This window comes from Variovorax gracilis, from assembly GCF_030317115.1.
In the GTDB taxonomy this organism is placed as follows: domain Bacteria; phylum Pseudomonadota; class Gammaproteobacteria; order Burkholderiales; family Burkholderiaceae_C; genus Variovorax; species Variovorax gracilis.
This window is the reverse complement of record NZ_JASZYF010000001.1, coordinates 984,666-1,001,324: the sequence shown is the minus strand read 5'-3', so window position 1 is coordinate 1,001,324 and position 16,659 is coordinate 984,666. Positions and strand designations below refer to the sequence as shown.

Annotated in this window: 17 protein-coding genes; 8 read left to right on the top strand and 9 right to left on the bottom strand. The window is 66.5% G+C overall.

Annotated elements, in window-relative coordinates:
* Positions 1-70: 70 nt before the first annotated feature.
* Positions 71-1,042, top strand: a complete 972-nt coding sequence (locus tag QTH97_RS04790; RefSeq protein WP_286566909.1) for a LysR family transcriptional regulator — start codon at positions 71-73, stop codon at positions 1,040-1,042.
* Here QTH97_RS04790 and QTH97_RS04785 read toward each other — a convergent pair.
* From QTH97_RS04785 to QTH97_RS04760, 6 genes are all read right to left on the bottom strand, one after another.
* Positions 972-2,507 (bottom strand): TolC family outer membrane protein, encoded by a 1,536-nt coding sequence (locus QTH97_RS04785; protein ID WP_286566908.1) that lies wholly within the window; start codon positions 2,505-2,507, stop codon positions 972-974. The genes QTH97_RS04790 and QTH97_RS04785 overlap by 71 nt on opposite strands.
* A gap of 158 nt (positions 2,508-2,665) precedes the next feature.
* The gene (locus QTH97_RS04780) at positions 2,666-3,004 is read right to left on the bottom strand and encodes a rhodanese-like domain-containing protein (RefSeq protein ID WP_286566907.1); all 339 of its coding nucleotides are present in this window, start codon (positions 3,002-3,004) and stop codon (positions 2,666-2,668) included.
* Positions 3,005-3,015: 11 nt separating this feature from the next.
* Positions 3,016-3,702: a protein-L-isoaspartate O-methyltransferase family protein gene (locus tag QTH97_RS04775; protein ID WP_286566906.1), complete on the bottom strand. Its 687-nt coding sequence runs from the start codon at positions 3,700-3,702 to the stop codon at positions 3,016-3,018.
* Between the two features lie 20 nt (positions 3,703-3,722).
* Entirely contained in the window at positions 3,723-6,953 is a 3,231-nt protein-coding gene (locus tag QTH97_RS04770; RefSeq protein WP_286566905.1) for an efflux RND transporter permease subunit, read from the bottom strand.
* Between the two features lie 13 nt (positions 6,954-6,966).
* Positions 6,967-8,139, bottom strand: coding sequence for an efflux RND transporter periplasmic adaptor subunit (locus QTH97_RS04765; RefSeq protein WP_286566904.1), 1,173 nt, complete (start codon positions 8,137-8,139; stop codon positions 6,967-6,969).
* Entirely contained in the window at positions 8,136-8,813 is a 678-nt protein-coding gene (locus tag QTH97_RS04760; protein ID WP_286566903.1) for a TetR/AcrR family transcriptional regulator, read from the bottom strand. The genes QTH97_RS04765 and QTH97_RS04760 overlap by 4 nt, the downstream gene beginning before the upstream one ends.
* 98 nt (positions 8,814-8,911) lie before the next feature.
* Here QTH97_RS04760 and msrA point away from each other — a divergent pair, with 98 nt between their 5' ends.
* From msrA to QTH97_RS04735, 5 genes are all read left to right on the top strand, one after another.
* Positions 8,912-9,463: a peptide-methionine (S)-S-oxide reductase MsrA gene (gene msrA / locus QTH97_RS04755; RefSeq protein WP_286566902.1), complete on the top strand. Its 552-nt coding sequence runs from the start codon at positions 8,912-8,914 to the stop codon at positions 9,461-9,463.
* 31 nt (positions 9,464-9,494) lie between these two features.
* Positions 9,495-9,887 (top strand): hypothetical protein, encoded by a 393-nt coding sequence (locus tag QTH97_RS04750; protein WP_286566901.1) that lies wholly within the window; start codon positions 9,495-9,497, stop codon positions 9,885-9,887.
* Between the two features lie 75 nt (positions 9,888-9,962).
* A complete protein-coding gene (locus QTH97_RS04745; RefSeq protein WP_286566900.1) occupies positions 9,963-12,065 on the top strand; it encodes a TonB-dependent receptor in 2,103 nt (700 codons plus the stop codon).
* Positions 12,066-12,194: 129 nt separating this feature from the next.
* The gene (locus QTH97_RS04740; RefSeq protein ID WP_286566899.1) at positions 12,195-12,503 is read left to right on the top strand and encodes an acylphosphatase; all 309 of its coding nucleotides are present in this window, start codon (positions 12,195-12,197) and stop codon (positions 12,501-12,503) included.
* A gap of 45 nt (positions 12,504-12,548) precedes the next feature.
* Positions 12,549-13,499, top strand: coding sequence for an AEC family transporter (locus QTH97_RS04735; protein ID WP_286566898.1), 951 nt, complete (start codon positions 12,549-12,551; stop codon positions 13,497-13,499).
* Here QTH97_RS04735 and pdxH read toward each other — a convergent pair whose 3' ends face one another.
* A complete protein-coding gene (pdxH, locus tag QTH97_RS04730; RefSeq protein ID WP_444813383.1) occupies positions 13,500-14,147 on the bottom strand; it encodes a pyridoxamine 5'-phosphate oxidase in 648 nt (215 codons plus the stop codon).
* Positions 14,148-14,191: 44 nt separating this feature from the next.
* Here pdxH and QTH97_RS04725 point away from each other — a divergent pair, with 44 nt between their 5' ends.
* Positions 14,192-14,767, top strand: coding sequence for a nucleotidyltransferase family protein (locus tag QTH97_RS04725; protein WP_286566896.1), 576 nt, complete (start codon positions 14,192-14,194; stop codon positions 14,765-14,767).
* Here the strand turns inward: QTH97_RS04725 and QTH97_RS04720 are convergent.
* Positions 14,754-15,290: a superoxide dismutase family protein gene (locus QTH97_RS04720; RefSeq protein WP_286566895.1), complete on the bottom strand. Its 537-nt coding sequence runs from the start codon at positions 15,288-15,290 to the stop codon at positions 14,754-14,756. The two genes, QTH97_RS04725 and QTH97_RS04720, sit on opposite strands and share 14 nt — an antisense overlap.
* A 2-nt stretch (positions 15,291-15,292) precedes the next feature.
* Positions 15,293-15,931 carry a gamma-glutamylcyclotransferase gene (locus QTH97_RS04715; RefSeq protein ID WP_286566894.1) on the bottom strand — a complete coding sequence of 213 codons (639 nt, stop codon included), beginning with the start codon at positions 15,929-15,931 and terminating at the stop codon, positions 15,293-15,295.
* A 147-nt stretch (positions 15,932-16,078) separates the two neighbouring features.
* Between QTH97_RS04715 and QTH97_RS04710 the strand changes: the two genes are divergently transcribed.
* On the top strand, positions 16,079-16,618 hold the full coding sequence (locus QTH97_RS04710) for an OmpA family protein (RefSeq protein WP_286566893.1): 540 nt from the start codon (positions 16,079-16,081) through the stop codon (positions 16,616-16,618).
* Positions 16,619-16,659 lie beyond the last annotated feature (41 nt).

Genomic DNA, 16,659 nt, shown 5'->3' with positions numbered 1-16,659 from the left:
TTGTTGAATGCTCCGATTCTGGACAACACCCAAACTGATAGCCAATGCAAAATAGAGCGTTGATTTTTAATTGGAGCGCAAAATTCAACTTCGCCAGCTTCGGCATTTGATCGCGCTGTCCGAGCAGGGCAGCTTCGGGCGAGCCGCAGAGGCCGCACACCTCTCGCAACCGGCCTTGTCGCGCAGCATCGAGAACCTTGAGGACGATCTGAAGGCGCGCCTGGTCGACCGGGCCTACGGCCAGGTTCGCTTCACTGCAGCCGGCGAGCTGGTGCTGGCGCGGGCGCGCGAACTCATCGCCGACGCGGCGCAGGTGCAGCGCGATGTGCTGCTGCTCCAGGGGCTGTCCACCGGCAGCCTCCAGGTCGGGCTTGGTCCTTTCGCTGCGGGCATGCTGGGTCGGCCGGCCCTGTCGTTGCTGACGCAGCGCTATCCGCAGCTTGCGGTTCGCATCGAGGTGGCCGACCCCAATACGCTGAGCGAACGGTTGCATCGGCGGCAGCTCGATCTGTTCGTGGCGGACACGCGGGACCTCAAGAAGCAGCCGGGGCTGCAGGTCAAGCGCCTGCCCAACGTGTCGGTGTCGTTCTTCGTGAGTGCGGATCACCCGCTGCTGCAACGGAAGGAGGTGACGCTGGATCAGGCCATGGACTACCCGGTCGCCAGCCCGAACCTGCCGCTCGGCGTCGCCGCGCACTTCGACAAGCAGGTGAAGCGCACGGACCGCCCCGTCTTCAACGTCGTCTGCGACGACCTGGGAACACTGAGGCACCTGGCGCTGACGGCCAATGCGGTGATCCTCGCGCCCGACACCGTGGGCCTGAACCACGGGACTGAATCGCTGCTGCGCCTGCCGATCAAACGGCTGATGCGCATGCAGACGCACTACAGCATCGTGATGCTCGCGAACCGGACCATGTCGCCGGCCGCGTTGGCCTTTTCAGGCCTTGTCCACGAAATGATGGATCCGGCTAGCGCGAAGGCGGAACGACGATCACCGGCGGCGGAGGCGGCACCGGCATCGTCGGTGGCTGGGGATTGAAAGGCGGCGTCACGACGGGCGGCACCACCGGAATCGTGTTCTGCGGAACCGGCACCGGGCTTTGAGTCGCGGCCGAAGGCTGGTAAGGCGAGGCCTCACTGGCGACACTGGCTCGGCCATTGGTGGCCAGCGTGTTGTTGATGGTCGTGAGGTCGTCAGACGTCAGCGTGCCGTTGGCCTGGCGTAGCTTGAGGTTGCCCACCAGCACGTTGTAGCGCGCCACCGCGAGGTCGCGCTTGGTCTGGAAGAGCTGGCTTTGGGAGTTGAGCACGTCGATGTTGATGCGCACGCCCACCTGGTAGCCGAGTCGATTGGCGTCGAGCGCGCTCTGGCTGGAGGCCTCTGCGGCTTCGAGCGCCTTGACTTGGCCTGCACCCGAGATCAGGCCCAGGTAGGCGGCGCGCGTGGCTTGCGAGACGCTCCGGCGCGTCGATTCGAGGATCTGGCGTTGCTGCTCTTCGAGCGCCAGCGTTTCCTTGACGCGGTTCTCGGTCGCGAAGCCGGCGAACAGCGGCAGGTTGAACACCACGCCGATGCTGGCGGCGTTCACGCGCACGCGGCCGGTGCTGGTGCTGGTGCTGGTGCCCTGCGGGTTGTTCGTGGCGTTGTAACCCAGTTGCGCATCGAGGGTGGGCTTGTGGCCGGCCTGGGCCTTGTCCACTTCGAGCTTGGCCACTTCAAGTCCGAGTTCCGCTTGCTGAATGGCGGGGTGCACGGCCTCGGCCTGCGTCACCCAGGCGTTCATGTCGGCGGGAACGACGGGCGGCAACACGACCGGTGCCGCCAGCGGCGTCGGGTTGGTGCCCGGGCGGCCCACCAACTGGTCGAGCGCGATCTTCTTGACCTGCAGGTCGTTCTCGGCGGTGATTTCCTGCGCGACCACGAGGTCGTAGCGGGCCTGCGCCTCGCGCGAATCGGTGATGGTCGACGTGCCGACCTCGAAATTGCGCTTGGCCGAGGCCAGCTGTTCGGCCACCGCGATCTTCTGGGCCCGGACCAGCGCCAGGCTGTCCTGCGCGGAGAGCACGTCGAAGTAGGCCTGGCTCACGCGCACGACCAGGTCCTGCTCGGCAATGGTGAGCGTCGCCTGGGCGATGTTGACCTGCCGCTTGCTCTGCTCGTAGACGGCCCAGTTGGCCGGGCGGTACAAGGGCTGCGTGGCGTTGATGCCGGCGGACTGATTCGGAAAGCCGCGATTGACGGTGAGGTTGTCGGTCGACAGTTCCTGCTGCGTGGCCGATGCATTGGCCGACAGCCCCACCGATGGCAGGATGCCCGCCTTCGCCTGCGCCGCCCGTGCCAGGCTCGCGTCGTATTGCGCGCGTGCGCCCTGGTAGGTGGCGTCGTAGCTGCGCGCCGAGTCATAGAGTTCGATCAGGCTCTGGCCATGAGCCGGCAGTGCGATCGCCGCTGCGAACACGGTCGCGAGCGCTGCCGAAAGAGGAAGAGGCCTGGGAACGGGCATGAAACGTCCTTGAAGAAATCAGTAGCTGGTTGCAAGCGTTGGTCGCAGATCACGCGAGGCGTGGAACACCGCGGGACCGGCTCCGCCGGGCCGCAGCTGTTGCCCCCTGCAGGGGGGGTGGCGCAGCGACACGAGGTTCGCGAAGCCTGGGGGTGTCATCAATACCGGGGCACGGAAGCGTCGTGCTGGACGGACCAGGCATCGATGCCGCCGGCGATGTTCGCCACCTCGTCGAACCCGTTCTGGGCGAGAAATGCGGCCACGCGCTGGCTGCGTGCACCGTGGTGGCACAGGCAGGCGATGCGCTGGTTGGCGTCGAGTTCGGCAATGCGGGCCGGAATCTCGTTCATCGGGATGGTTGCCAGCGTGAAGCCCTGGGGTACGACGCATGCGGTCTGGAGTTCCCAGGGCTCGCGTACGTCCAGGACCACCGGCGTGGCGCCCGGGTTCCGGGCGAACCATTCGGCAAGCTCGGCCGGGCGGATTTGATCGATCATGAAGGGGCGGATCAGAAGTTGAAGCGCGAAGGCGCCGGGAAATTGAGCAAGCGCGGTGCCACGATGTCCCAGGGCTGCACGGTGTCCCACTTGCCTTCGCTGACGCGGGTGACGAAGTGGGCCCGCATCATCGGTTCGTCGCCGACGATGGCAGCCAGCCGGCCGCCCAGCTTGAGCGAGCCGAGCAGGCCTTGGGGAATGCGTGCGACCGAGCCGCTCAGCACGATGACGTCGAAGGTCGGGCCGCTGGGCAGCGGCTGCGACCCATCGGCCTGGCGCACCTCGACGTTCATCACGCCATTGCGGCGCAGGGTTTCGGCGGCGCTCGCGGCCAGCGCGGTATCGATTTCCAGCGTCAGCACCTGCGCGGCGCGTTGCGCGAGCAGCGCCGCCATGAAGCCGGAGCCGGTGCCGATCTCGAGCACCGATTCGTGCTTCTGGATGTGCAGGTCCTGCAGCATGCGCGCTTCCACCTTGGGCGAAAGCATGCATTGCCCGGGCTCCTTCGCAGACGCCGCGCCTTCCAGCGGAATCTCCATGTCGAAGAAGGCCAGCGCGCGATGCGCCGGGGGCACATAGTCCTCGCGCCGGATATTGGACAGCAGATCGAGGATCTCGAGGTCGAGCACATCCCAGGGGCGGATCTGCTGTTCGATCATGTTGAAGCGCAGGCGCTCCAGGGTAGGGGTGGGGTTCATGTGATCCTTCCTAGTGGGACTCAGGACAAACCTTCAATTTTAGGCATGGGCTCCGCGGGCGCTGCGGCTGGCGCCGACGCCGCCTTGCGGTTCCAGCGGCGGCGGGCCCAGTTGGCCAGGTCGTCCATGTAGCAGTAGACGACCGGCACGACCACCAGCGTCAGCAGCGACGAGGTGATCACGCCGCCGATCACGGCCTGGCCCATGGGCGCGCGCTGCTCCGATCCTTCGGTGATCGCGAAGGCCAGCGGCACCATGCCGAAGATCATCGCCAGCGTCGTCATGAGAATGGGCCGCAACCGCACGCGTGCGGCGAGCAGCAGTGCCTCGGCGCGCGGCAGGCCCGGCACCACGCTGCCGTCGGCCGCCACGCCGGGCTCGCGCGATCGGATCGCGAAATCCACCAGCAGGATGGCGTTCTTGGTGACCAGCCCCATCAGCATGACCACGCCGATGATCGAGAACATCGACAGCGTGGAGCCGAAGATGAGCAGTGCCAGCACCACGCCGATCAGCGTGAGCGGAAGCGCCGTCATCAGCGCCAGCGGCTGCAGGAAGCTCTTGAACTGGCTGGCCAGGATCATGTAGATGAAGATGATCGCCAGTGCCAATGCGGACACGGCATACCCGAAGGATTCCTGCATGTTCTTGGTCGAGCCGCTGAACTGCCAGCCATAGCCGGGCGGAAACGCGATCCCGGCCAGCGCCTTGCGGATGTCGGCCGAGACCTCGCCGGCCGAGCGGGCGTCGACGTTGGCGTTGATGCTGACTTCTCGTGCGAGGGCGCGGCGATTGATCTGGTTCGGTCCGGTGGATTCACGCACCTCGGCCACCTGCGACAGGCGCACGATGCGGCTCGATCCGTCGGCATTGGCACCCACCGCGGTGCTGACGAAGGGCAGGCGAGCCAGGTCGGCCGGCGAGTTGCGCACCTCCGGCGCGAGTCGCACGTTGACGTCATAGGTCTGGTCGTCGGGCGCGCGCCAGTTGCCGACCGTCGTGCCGGCCACCAGCGTGCGCAGGGCCGTCGCGATCGGCGTGACGCCCAGGCCGAGGTCCGAAGCCGCGTCGCGTCGCACGACGATGCTGACCGTGGGCTTGTTCGGCTTCTGGCTCGAATCGAGATCGACGAGGCCGGGGATCGGGCGGATCGCCTCCATCACTTTCGCGGTGAGTCGTTCGAGTTCCTTCAGGTCGGGGCCCTGCAGCGAGAACTCGATGGGTTTGTTGCCGCCCACGGAGTCCCGCAGGCCTACATGCGTGACCGTGATGCCGGGCACCGAGCGCAGGCGCTCGCGCAGCACCGTCGACATCTGGTCGACGCTTCGGCTGCGCGCCTTGCGGTCGACCAGTCGCACGTAGATGCTCGCATAGATCTTGCCCTGCGCATCGCCGGTGTTGATGGTGGTGAGCGTGTAGCGCACCTCCGGCATTTCGCGCAGCACCGCTTCGACCTGGCGCGCCTTGGCTTCGGTGACTTCGAGCGAGGAGCCCACCGGCGTGTAGAAGCTGATGGCCGTTTCGGAATAGTCCGCCTTGGGCACGAACTCCGTGCCGAGCAGCGGCACCATGAAGATGCTCGCGATGAAGATGCCCAATGCCGCGGCCAGCGTCGCCAGCTTGTGCACCAGCGCCCAGCGGAGGATGGACTGGTAGCCCTCGGCCAGACGCTCCGTCGCGTCATCGAACCAGCCGGTCACGCGGCCGATGGTCTTGTCGTAGAAGGTGACGGGCGCCTCGCGCTTGCCGTGCTTGTCAATGGCCGGGTCGTGCCAGATGCTGGAGAGCATCGGGTCGAGCGTGAAGCTCACGAACATCGAGATCAGCACGGCCGCGACGATCGTGATGCCGAACTCGTGGAAGAACTTGCCGATGATGCCTTCCATGAAGCCGATCGGCAGGAACACCGCCACGATCGACAGCGTGGTCGCCAGCACCGCCAGCCCGATTTCCTGGGTTCCGTCGAGTGACGCCTGGTAGGGGCCCTTGCCCATCTGCACGTGGCGCACGATGTTTTCGCGCACCACGATCGCATCGTCGATCAGCAGGCCCACGCACAGCGACAGCGCCATCAGCGTGATCATGTTGATCGTGAAGCCGAACATCGCCATGAACCAGAAGGTGCCGATCAGCGCGATCGGCAAGGTGAGGCCGGTGATGACGGTGGAGCGCCACGAGTTCAGGAACAGGAACACGATCAGCACCGTGAGCAGTGCGCCCTCGATCAGCGTGCGGCGGACGTTCTCGACCGCGACGCGGATGGGCCGCGAGGCGTCGGCGATGGGTTCGAGCCGCACGCCGGGCGGGAGTTGCGGCTTGATCTCGGCGATGGCCTTCGTCAGGCCGTCGACCACCTGGATGGTGTTCTCGTCCTGCGCCTTCTGCACCGACAGCAGCAACGTGCGCTGCCCGTTGTAGAGCGCGAGACTGTCGAGTTCCTGCGCGCCGTCGCTCACGGTCGCGATCTGGTCGACGCGGATCGGCGCGCCGCCCTTGCGCGTGACGATGATGCGGCCGAAGTCCTCGGGGCGCTCCATGCGCGCGTCGATCTGCACCACGCGGTCCTGTTCGAGCGAGCGCACCGAGCCGACCGGCAGGGCCTGGTTCTCGCTGCGCACCGCCTCGACGACCTGGCTCGCGCTCACGCCGAAGGCCTCCATGGCCTGCGGATTCAGGTAGATGTTGATCTCGCGCTTGGTGCCGCCGACCAGCGTGACGGAGCCGACGCCGCGCACGTTCTCGAGCCGCTTCTTCAGCACCTGGTCGGCCCAGTTGGTGAGCTCGACAGCGCTGGGCTGCTTGTCCTTGGCGCCCTCCGGCAGCACCGCGACCGACCAGACCGCACGAGAGGCCGGATCGAAGCGCAGCACGCGTGGTTCCTTCACCTCGTCGCGGAACAGCGGCCGGACGGCCGCGACCTTTTCGCGCACGTCATCAGCGGCCTTTCGCCCGTCCACGTAGAGCTGGAATTCGATGATGACAACCGATTGCCCCTCGTAGCTTCGCGAGGTGAGGGCGTTGATGCCGGCGATCGAGTTGACGCCTTCCTCGATCTTCTTGGTCACCTCGCTTTCGACGATCTCGGGCGACGCGCCGGGGTATTCGGTGATGACCACCACGACCGGGAAGTCGATGTTCGGGAACTGGTCGACCTGCAGCCGCTGGTACGAGAACATGCCGAGCACGACCAGCGCGAGCATCAGCATCGTCGCGAAGACGGGATTCTTGAGACTGACGCGGGTGAACCACATGGCGGTGCGTCGCTCAGGGCGCGGTGCGAGCGGCAGTGGCCGAGACCGGCGCCAGGCGCACGGCCGTGCCGTCGCGCAGCGGGCCGACCGCGCCGGCCACGGCGACCGCGCCCTCGTCGAGGCCGCGCACCGCGATCATCGTCTGGCCATCGGCTTGCCCGCGCAGGCCGGTCTCGACCTGGCGGTGGGCGATGCGGCCCTCGATCACCAACTGGACATAGGGGACGGGCTTGTCGGTACGCACTGCGGACAAGGGCAGCGCGAGAGTCTCGGTGCGGCCCACGTCGATCGTGCCCTGCGCGAACAGGCCCTGGCGGAAGCCCGTGCTGCGATCCAGTTTCAGATAGACCAGCACGCTGCGGCTGCCTGCCTGTGCGCTCGGATTCACGCGCACTACGGTGGCGCCGACGCTGCGCTCGCCGCTCTTCGGATCGACGGCGCTGCTGCCTTCGATCTGCAAGGTCGCGCGCTGGCCCACGCGCACCGCGACCGAATCGGCGGCAGCGACGGTGGCCTCGACCTCGATGCGGCTCAGGTCGACCACCTCGATCACCTTGGTGTCGATGCCGACGCGTTCGCCCGACTGCGCGAGCCGCTGGGACACCTGCCCGGTGATGGGGCTCTTGAGCACCGTGTCGTCGAGCGACTTGCGCGCCATCTCCACCGCGGCGAGTGCGGCGCGGTGGGTCGAGAGGGCCGAGTTGAGATTCGATTGCGAAGTCTCCAGCGCGGTCCTGGAGATGAAGCCCTGGTCGACCAGCGCCTTGTTGTTGTCAAAGGTGCGCTGGGCCACCTCGGCTTGCGCGCGTGCGGAATCTGCCTGCTCCTGCGCCTGGCGCACGCGCGACTGGTACTCGACCGGGTCGATGCGCGCGATGACCTGCCCGGCGGTCACGTTGTCGCCCTCGCGCACGGTGAGGCCGATCAGCTCGCCGGCGACTCGGGCCTTGACCTGCGCCGAGTCCACCGCCTTGAGCGTGCCCGACACCGACAACGTCTCGGCCAACTCGCGTCGCTTGACGCGCACCACGTCGTTGGGCGACAACTCGACCGTCGTTTCCGCCACGGTGCCGCCGGCGGCGACCGCAGCCTGCTGCGCCTTGCGAGCACCCACGGCGCGGAGCACCCCGCCGATGACGAGGATCAGGACCAGGGCCGCGACGACCCACTTCAATGTTCTTTTCATTCAGGCGCTCTCGGCGGCACGCAGAGCCCGTGCAGCACGGTCTCCGTCTGGATCGCCAGGTATTTCTCGGGGTCGATGTCCGTTTCGCCGTCGACGCAGATGGCCGCCGCATGCTTGGTGAGCATGAGGAAGATCATCGGCGCGATGACGGTGTAGATCGCGAGGTCGACGTCGATCGGCGCGAATTCGCCACGGTCGATACCGCGTTGCAGGATGCGCCGCAGCAGTTCGTGCCCCGGCCGCACCACCTCGCGCCGATAGAACTCGGCGAGTTCGGGGAAGTTCCGCCCCTCGCTCATCATCAGTTTGGTCAGGCCGGAGGCCTTGGTGGAGCCGACTCGCTCCCACCACACATGCATGCAGTAGCGCAGCATGTCGGCGGTGGTGCCCTCGTATTCGTCGAATTCCTTGTTCCACTCGGTGAAGCGGCCGGCGAGGTTCTCGATGACCACGGCCTTGAACAGCTCTTCCTTGCTTGGAAAATAGAGGAAGAGGGTGCCCTTGGAGACGCCGGCCCGGGCCGCCACTTCCTCCGAGCGGGTGGCTGCGAAGCCCTTGTCGACGAACAGATCCAGCGCGGCTTCCAGCAACTCCCCGGGACGGGCCTCCTTGCGGCGCTCCCGCTTGCTTCGCACGGGGCAAAGCTTGTCGCTGAGGAATCGGGGGGCGGGCATGATAGTTAATGACTGACGGGTTAGTAATGTAGTGAGCCGCCTCGTTGACGTCAAGCCGCGACAATGCGGGCTTCGCCCAATTCAATGACGGAGTTCACATGTCGACGCCATCACCGCAAACCGAAACCATCGTGCTGGGCGGCGGCTGCTTCTGGTGCACGGAAGCAGTGTTCGACCGTGTGCAGGGCGTGGTGGATGTCGAATCCGGCTACAGCAACGGCCAGGCGGTGAATCCGAGCTACGAGCAGGTCTGCACCGGGCGCACCGGGCACGCCGAGGTCGTCAAGGTGGCGTTTGATCCGGCGCAGATCGCGCTGCGCGAAATCCTGGAGATCTTCTTCGTCGTGCATGACCCGACCACGCTCAACCGGCAGGGCAACGACGTCGGCACGCAGTACCGCAGCGGCATCTACTACACGAACGACGAGCAGAAAAAGGTCGCCGAAGACGTGATCCGCGAGATCGGCGACAGCAAGACCTACCGCGCGCCCATCGTCACGGAGGTCAAGCCGCTCGACAACTACTCGACGGCCGAGGCCTACCACCAGGACTACTTCCTGAACAACCCGAACCAGGGCTATTGCGCGTTCGTGGTGGGCCCCAAGGTCGAGAAGTTCCAGAAGACCTTTGCGGCACGCGTCAAGTCCTGAGCAGTCCGAAGCCCGGTATCCTTCCCACCCCATGCGAATTGCCACAAGCCATATCCGAACGCGCGCCCTCGTGTGCGTGGTGGCGTTCGCGTTGTGGCTCGCGACGACGCTCGGGTTCATGCATCGCATGGTGCATGGCCCTCTGAGCCCGCACGCGCCCGCTGTGTCCGCACAAGTTGCCGACACGGCGAAGGCTGCGAGCGCAGGCCACTCGCAAGGCGGCCTTCTCGAACTGTTCGGCGCTCACACCGACGCCGATTGCCGCCTGTACGACCAGTTGTCCCACGGCTCGGCCGCACTCTGCGTGCCGCCTGTCTTCCTTCCGGTCATGCTGCCGGCCGCCACTTTCGCGTGGCTCGAGGGCGAGGCGCTCGCCCGATGGGTCGCGCTCTTCGACGCGCGCGGCCCGCCTTCCACTCGCTGAATCCCCTTGCTTGCCGAGCTGCACCCGCCCTGCGGGTGGCTGCCGGCTTTCCATCGATTCAACGAGTGTTCCCAGATGCCATCTTTTTTCCGTCGCAATGCCGTGGGCGTTGCCGTGCTTTCCCTTGCCTCCTGCGTCGCCTGGGCTCAATCCGATGCGGACGCTTCCGCCGACACCCTGCGTGAAGTCACCGTCACCGGCAATCCGCTCGGCGCCAGCGACACGATTTCGCCGACCACCTCGCTGGCCAGGGACGCGCTGCTTCTCAAGTCCCAATCCACGCTCGGCGAGACGCTGAACGGCGTGCCGGGTGTGAGCAGCACCTACTTCGGCCCCAATGCCAGCCGGCCCACCATCCGAGGCCAGGACGGCGACCGCATCCGCATCCTGCAGAACGGCGGTTCCGCACCCGACGCTTCGGCGCTGAGCTACGACCATTCAGTGCCCGTCGATGTCCTCGTCACCGATCGCCTCGAAGTGCTTCGGGGGCCGTCGGCTCTCCAGTACGGCGGCAGCGCGGTGGGCGGCGTGGTCAACGTGATCGACAACCGCATTCCGACAGAGCCGATCGAAGGCTTCGGCGGGCGAGCCGACGCAGGCTTCGCAACCGGCAATCGGGAAAAGGCCGGCGGCGTGGTGCTCGAAGGCGGCAACAACCGCTATGCCCTGCACGTGGATGCTTTCAGCCGCAATTCGGACGACGTCAAGGTGCCGCTCGCCATCCCTTGCGCCAATCCGCAACGGCCCGGCATCGCCTACAAGCTGTGCAACTCGGCCAACCAGGCGGACGGCGGAGCGTTGGGCGGCACGATGTTCTTCGACAAGGGCTGGCTCGGTGCATCGGTGAGCACCTACCGCAGCGACTACGGCACCGTGGCCGAGGACGACGTCACCATCCGCATGAATTCCGACCGCTACGCGCTGGAGGGCGAATGGCAGCCGGGTGGCTTCTTCACCAACGTCCACGCCAAGCTGAGCCGGACCGAATACCGCCACACCGAGTTCGAAGGGCCGTTGCCCGAAACGGTATTCACCAACGACAGCAACGACTTCCGCCTCGAGGCGCGCCACCAGCGCATCGGCAATCTCGAGGGCCTCATCGGCTTCACAAGCGACAGCGGCCGCTTCTCGGCATCGGGGGAGGAGGCATTCGCGCCGAACAGCCGGACGCGGTCGAATGCGCTGTTCCTGAACGAGGACCTGGGCACCTCATGGGGCCGCCTGAACTTCGGCGCGCGGACCGAACAGGTCAAGGTGCAGTCGCTGGGCGATCCCCAGAACCCGGAGGTCACGCGATTCTTCGTCGGCGAGCGCAACTTCACGCCGAGCAGCGCGGCCTTCGGCGCGCTCGTCAACCTGACGCCGCAATGGCAGCTCACGTCGAACCTCGCCTACACCGAGCGGGCACCCAAGGACTATGAACTGTTCGCCAATGGCCCGCACGTCGCGACGGCCGCGTGGGAAATCGGCGATCCGGACCTGAAGAAGGAGAAATCGACCGGCTTCGAAATGGGCGCCCAATGGAAGGACGGGCCCAACACCGCCAGCGTCAATGCCTACGTCACGCGTTTCAGCAACTACATCGGGCTCACGGCAACGGGCCGCGAGCGCGGTGCGGATGGCGAAGTCAATCCGCCTCCGGTCGACACGCCCGAAGGGCTTCTGTTCCCCGAGACCTTTGCCGAATACGTCTATCGGGGCGTGCCCGCGCGCTTCACCGGCATCGAGGCCAACGGCAACCTCCGGCTGCTGGGTACGGGCGGGTTCTCCCGCCTGGACGACGCGGCCACGCTGGACCTCGAATGGCGAGCCGATCTGGTGCGGGCCACGAACACCGACACCAACCTGCCGCTGCCGCGCATCGCGCCGGCACGCGTGGGTTCCACCTTGGCCTACGGCAATGGCCCGTGGACGGCGCGCGTGGGCTTCGACCACTACGCGGCGCAGGACCGCGTGCCACCCTTCGGCGACATTCCGACCGATGCCTATACGCTGTGGAATGCCGCGCTCACCTACAAGATGCGCGTGCAGCGCGCCAACCTCACCTGGTATGCGCGCATCGACAACATCACCAACCAGCTCGCCTACAGCGCGACATCGATCCTGACGACGACCGTGTATCCCAACGCCCCGTTGCCGGGGAGGTCGCTCAAGCTGGGGCTGCGCGCAACTTTCTAGCCGCGAGCGTTAAGTATTCCGTCTCCAGAGGGAAAGTACTGTTCCCGCAGGTGAGTCAGGGCGCGACGATGAAGGCGATGCAACTTCGATCCGGCGAATCGGAAGGCGTGGAACTCATGGAGACGGCACATGCGTACTGAGCAGCATGTTGAATCGGTGGAAAGCCGGCTGGCTCGGGTGCGGGGCATCGTGCAAGGCGTCGGCTTTAGGGAAGCCTGCGTTTGCCAGGCGCGCGCACTCGGCATCACCGGCTGGGTTCGCAACCGGACGGACGGCTCGGTCGAGGTGATGGTGCAGGGATCGCCGGAGCAGCTTGCGGAAATGTGCGCCTGGCTGCGCAACGGCGTGCCGTCGGCAGTGGTGGACAGCCTCGAAGTGAATTCGCTGCGGTCGCCGGTCGAACGCGTCGGCCAGTTCGATCGCCTGCCCACCGTGTGAGGCTGGTGCGCGCTCGGCCGGTGCGCGCCATGTATCCTCGCCGCGGTGAATGCGTCCGTACTTTCCTCGCTCCTGCCCGTCGTCCTGCTCATCGCCGCGGGCTACCTTGCCGGGCGACGAGGATGGGTCGGCGGAAAGGCGGTGAGGGACCTGTCGAACCTGATCTTCCTGCTGCTTGCGCCTGCGCTCCTGTTTCGCTCGATGAGCACGGTGCACGTCGAGCAACTGAGCTTGCGGCCGGTCGCCGCGTATTTCATTGCGGCGGGGCTGATCTTCGCGGCGACCCTGCTGTGGCGCGGCTTCAACCGGACGGCGGCGGTGCTCGCACTGGCCAACACCTACAGCAACACCGTGATGATCGGCATTGCGCTGATCGGCCTGGCCTACGGGCCCGAAGGCATGATCGTGCTGCTCACGCTGATCTCGTTGCATTCGCTGGTGCTCCTGACCAGCGCGACGGTGGTCCTCGAGCTGGCGGTGGCGCACGAGCATGCGTCGACGAGCGGTGAGGAGCGCCGTTCGATGATGCGCACGGTCGGTCGGGCGCTCTACAACGCGATCATTCATCCGGTGCCGCTCCCGATCATCGCGGGCCTGCTGTTCGCGCAGACGGGCATGCAGATGCCCGAGGCCATCGACAAGCCGATCGCCCTGCTCGGCGGCGCCTTCAGCCCCGTGGCGCTGGTCATGGTCGGCATCACGCTGGCGCTGACGCCGGTCGGCGCGCATTGGCGGGGGGCGATGGTGCAGGCGCTGGTCAAGAACGTGGTGCATCCGCTGCTGGTGGTCGGCATCGGCCTGGCTTTGGGCCTGCGCGGCCTGCCGCTGACGGTGATGGTCGTGGCCGCGGCGCTGCCGATCGGCGCCAACGTCTTCCTGTTCTCGCAGCGCTATCGCACGGCGGAAGAACTGGTGACGGCGAGCGTCGTGGTGTCGACCGGGCTGGCGCTCGTCACTCTGTCGGCCGTGATGGCGCTCACCAATCGATTCCTTTAGTCAGGGCGCAAGGCGCTCTCGGACCCATGCGCCGTCTTCCTGGCGATAGCGGAGGCGGTCGTGCAACCGGCTCTTGCGCCCCTGCCAGAACTCCCATCGATCGGGGACCAGGCGGAAACCGCCCCAATGCGGCGGACGCGGCGGCGAGAGCAGATGCCGCGCGGCCTGCACGGCGGCGTTCTTCACCAGCACATCTCGGCCACTGATCACTTCGCTCTGGGGACTGGCCCAGGCGCCGATGCGCGAATCGAGCGGTCGGCTGGCGAAATACACATCGCTTTCGGCGTCGCTGACTTTCTCGACGCGGCCTTCGATGCGCACGACGCGTTCCAGCTCGACCCAGTGGAACTGGAGAGCAGCCCACGGATTGCCCGCCAGGTCCTGGCCCTTGCGGCTCTGGTAGTTGGTGTACCAGACGATGCCGCGCGCGTCGTAGCCCTTGATCAGCACGATGCGGGTGGAAGGCCGCAGGTCACCGCTCACGGTAGCCAACGTCATCGCGTTGGGCTCGGGTACTTGTGCGTCGATGGCCTCGGCGAGCCAGCGCTCGAATTGCTGCAGCGGGTCGCCCGCGCTGCTGGTTTCGTCGAGCTCGGCACGCTCGTAGCTCTTGCGGAGGGCGGCCAGCGATTCGTTGGGAGAACTCATCATGGCGACATTGTTGCGCATGCGATGCGGGGATACTGCGCGCCATGAGCACCGCGTCCATGCCTTCGTCGCCCGTCATCGTCGTGCTTGCCTCCGGTCGGGGCGAGCGTTTCACTGCCGCAGGGGGCATTGGCTACAAGCTGCATGCGCCGATGGCGGGCTCCACGGTGCTGGAGCACACGTTGGCCGCCGTCCGCGCAAGCGGCCTGCCATGGCATCTGGAGGATGCGGGCCATCCGGGAATGGGCGACTCCATCGCCGCCGCGGTTCGCGCCACGGCCGGCGCTGGTGGCTGGCTCATTCTTCCGGCCGACCTGCCTCTGGTGCAGCCAGCGACCTTGCAAACCGTTGCGCGCGCGTTGGCGGGCACGTCTCAGGCAGCCCAGCCGCACTACCGCGGCGCGCGCGGCCATCCGGTCGCCTTTGCCGCGAATTGCGGGCTGCAGCTCGCCGCGCTGTCCGGCAACCAGGGCGCGGCGCCGATCCTGCGGGCGCTGAGGGATGCGCAGCAGGTGGTCGAGGTCGAGGTCGACGACGTCGGTATCGTGACCGACATCGACACTCCCGAGGAACTCGCGCGCGCCGAGGCGCTGATGCTGGAGCGCCTCAGCCGCGCGTGATCACCGCGCAAGCGATGCGCGGGCCGGAGTTGCCGGCAGGCTGGGAGGTGAAGTCGTCGCGGTCACGGTGCACCACCAGTGCCCGGCCGACGACGTTGTTGTTGGCGCCCTCGGTCAGTGAAATGGAGTGCACATCGACGCTGAAGCGCGCTACGCCGCTCGAGTCCGCGACCAGGCTGGGCAGTTCGCCCGCATGGCTGCCCGGTGCGGCGAACTTGCCGTGCGTGCCGCCGCCAGGATTGAAGTGACCGCCCGAGGCATTGCCGTTGTCGCCGCAATCACCCTTTTCGTGGATGTGGAAACCGTGTTCCGTCCCGGGCGCGAAGCCGCGCACCTCGCCTTCGACGCGCACGCCATGGTCCAGTGGCTTGAAAGTCACCTTGCCCATGGTCGGATTCGGCGAGATCGCACCGGTTGGTGCCAGGTTGGCTGTGGCGCCAGCGCCGGTTCCCATGGTGCCGCAGGCGGCGAGAACACTGGCCGCGAAAAGGACTGCCGCAGTGGCGAGGAAGCGACGGGACATGGCTACTCCTTGGATGTTGATTCGGGTTGGGACACGGATGAGGAAGGGTATACCGAAGCATGGAGCGCTACGCTGTCGGCCTGCGCCGACACCCGCGCTTCCGCGAGCTTCACGAGCCGCGACAGCGCCGCGTCGTGAATGGCGTGGCGCCTGAGTTCCAGCAAGGTCTGCTGCGCGTAATCCAGTGAACTGCCATAGCGGCCGACCGCGCTCTCGAAGATCTGGCGGTAGCGTTCGTCGCTCAGTTCGCCGGTGAAGTTCGGGCTTCGCCGCGACAGCGTGAAGGCGAGCGCACGCACGGTGGAATGCGGGGTCATGCATTCGAGCCACTTGGGGTCGTACACGCCGGTGGGCATTTCGCGAAGCCAGAGCCGGCCGAGGGTTTCGAGTCCGTCCGCCGCGGGCACGCGGAAGACCATGCCGCGGCAGCTGCCGCCCGACAGCAGGCCGAACACCAGCCCGGGGTTCTCGACCGTGCCGCGGTTGACCCGGCTCCACATCTTGAGCGCGCGATGCCAGCCATGGACGCGTGCGGGATGCCGCTCGACAAAGCCGAAGTCTGGCCGCCAGATCAGCGAGCCGTAGCCGAAAAGCCAGAGATCCTCGTGTCCGCCCCATTCCTCGATCACGCGATCGAGCATCGGTTTGGGGTCGCGCAGGGGCCTGGGCAGAGGGTCCAGTCCAGGCGGGCCGGGGTCACCGGAGGGCGGGAGGCCGGCGCCTACAATTTGGCGGTCATGGTTCACCGCACCATTATTTACCGACCCCTTGACTACGGAGATCCCCCCATGTCCGCCACTGTCGATGACGAGAGCCAACAAAACTTCATCCTTGCCTTCCTCCTCGGCTTGATCGCTCTCGTGATCTTCTTCGTGATCGGCATCGTGCTGTATCACAAGAACCACGCGGCGGGCGCGCCAGTCCAGCCGGTGGTAGCGGCAGCGGCGCCAACCACCATTGCCGTCGTGACGGAGACCGTCACGGTCGTGATCCCCGACGGCGCGAGCATCCGTGTCGTGGGCGGTATCGTCAATTTCTACTTCGCCACCGCGAGCGCCGACCTGGCACCGGGGGCCGCCGAGGCGCTGGCTGCGGTGATCAAGGGCGTCGAGAGCGGCCGCAAGGCGGTGGTGTCGGGCTTCCATGACACCACCGGTGATGCCGCCGTCAACGAGCAACTCGCCAAGAAGCGCGCCGAAACGGTGCGCGATGTGCTGGTCGGACTCGGCGTTCCGACCGACAAGGTCGATCTGCAGAAGCCTGCTGTGCCCACCGGATCGGGCACCAACGCCGAAGCGCGCCGGGTCGAAGTCAAGCTGGTGGACTGATTCCACACTGCTTGCAAGAGTGAAAAAGCCCGGGCTGACCG

What these genes read in the sequence shown, in the direction of transcription:
- QTH97_RS04785 (WP_286566908.1), bottom strand. Translation starts at nt 2,507, where the DNA reads ATGCCCGTTCCCAGGCCTCTTCCTCTTTCGGCAGCGCTCGCGACCGTG.
- QTH97_RS04780 (WP_286566907.1), bottom strand. Translation starts at nt 3,004, where the DNA reads ATGATCGATCAAATCCGCCCGGCCGAGCTTGCCGAATGGTTCGCCCGG.
- QTH97_RS04775 (WP_286566906.1), bottom strand. Translation starts at nt 3,702, where the DNA reads ATGAACCCCACCCCTACCCTGGAGCGCCTGCGCTTCAACATGATCGAA.
- QTH97_RS04770 (WP_286566905.1), bottom strand. Translation starts at nt 6,953, where the DNA reads ATGTGGTTCACCCGCGTCAGTCTCAAGAATCCCGTCTTCGCGACGATG.
- QTH97_RS04765 (WP_286566904.1), bottom strand. Translation starts at nt 8,139, where the DNA reads ATGAAAAGAACATTGAAGTGGGTCGTCGCGGCCCTGGTCCTGATCCTC.
- QTH97_RS04760 (WP_286566903.1), bottom strand. Translation starts at nt 8,813, where the DNA reads ATGCCCGCCCCCCGATTCCTCAGCGACAAGCTTTGCCCCGTGCGAAGC.
- msrA (WP_286566902.1), top strand. Translation starts at nt 8,912, where the DNA reads ATGTCGACGCCATCACCGCAAACCGAAACCATCGTGCTGGGCGGCGGC.
- QTH97_RS04750 (WP_286566901.1), top strand. Translation starts at nt 9,495, where the DNA reads ATGCGAATTGCCACAAGCCATATCCGAACGCGCGCCCTCGTGTGCGTG.
- QTH97_RS04745 (WP_286566900.1), top strand. Translation starts at nt 9,963, where the DNA reads ATGCCATCTTTTTTCCGTCGCAATGCCGTGGGCGTTGCCGTGCTTTCC.
- QTH97_RS04740 (WP_286566899.1), top strand. Translation starts at nt 12,195, where the DNA reads ATGCGTACTGAGCAGCATGTTGAATCGGTGGAAAGCCGGCTGGCTCGG.
- pdxH (WP_444813383.1), bottom strand. Translation starts at nt 14,147, where the DNA reads ATGAGTTCTCCCAACGAATCGCTGGCCGCCCTCCGCAAGAGCTACGAG.
- QTH97_RS04725 (WP_286566896.1), top strand. Translation starts at nt 14,192, where the DNA reads ATGAGCACCGCGTCCATGCCTTCGTCGCCCGTCATCGTCGTGCTTGCC.
- QTH97_RS04720 (WP_286566895.1), bottom strand. Translation starts at nt 15,290, where the DNA reads ATGTCCCGTCGCTTCCTCGCCACTGCGGCAGTCCTTTTCGCGGCCAGT.
- QTH97_RS04715 (WP_286566894.1), bottom strand. Translation starts at nt 15,931, where the DNA reads ATGCTCGATCGCGTGATCGAGGAATGGGGCGGACACGAGGATCTCTGG.
- QTH97_RS04710 (WP_286566893.1), top strand. Translation starts at nt 16,079, where the DNA reads ATGTCCGCCACTGTCGATGACGAGAGCCAACAAAACTTCATCCTTGCC.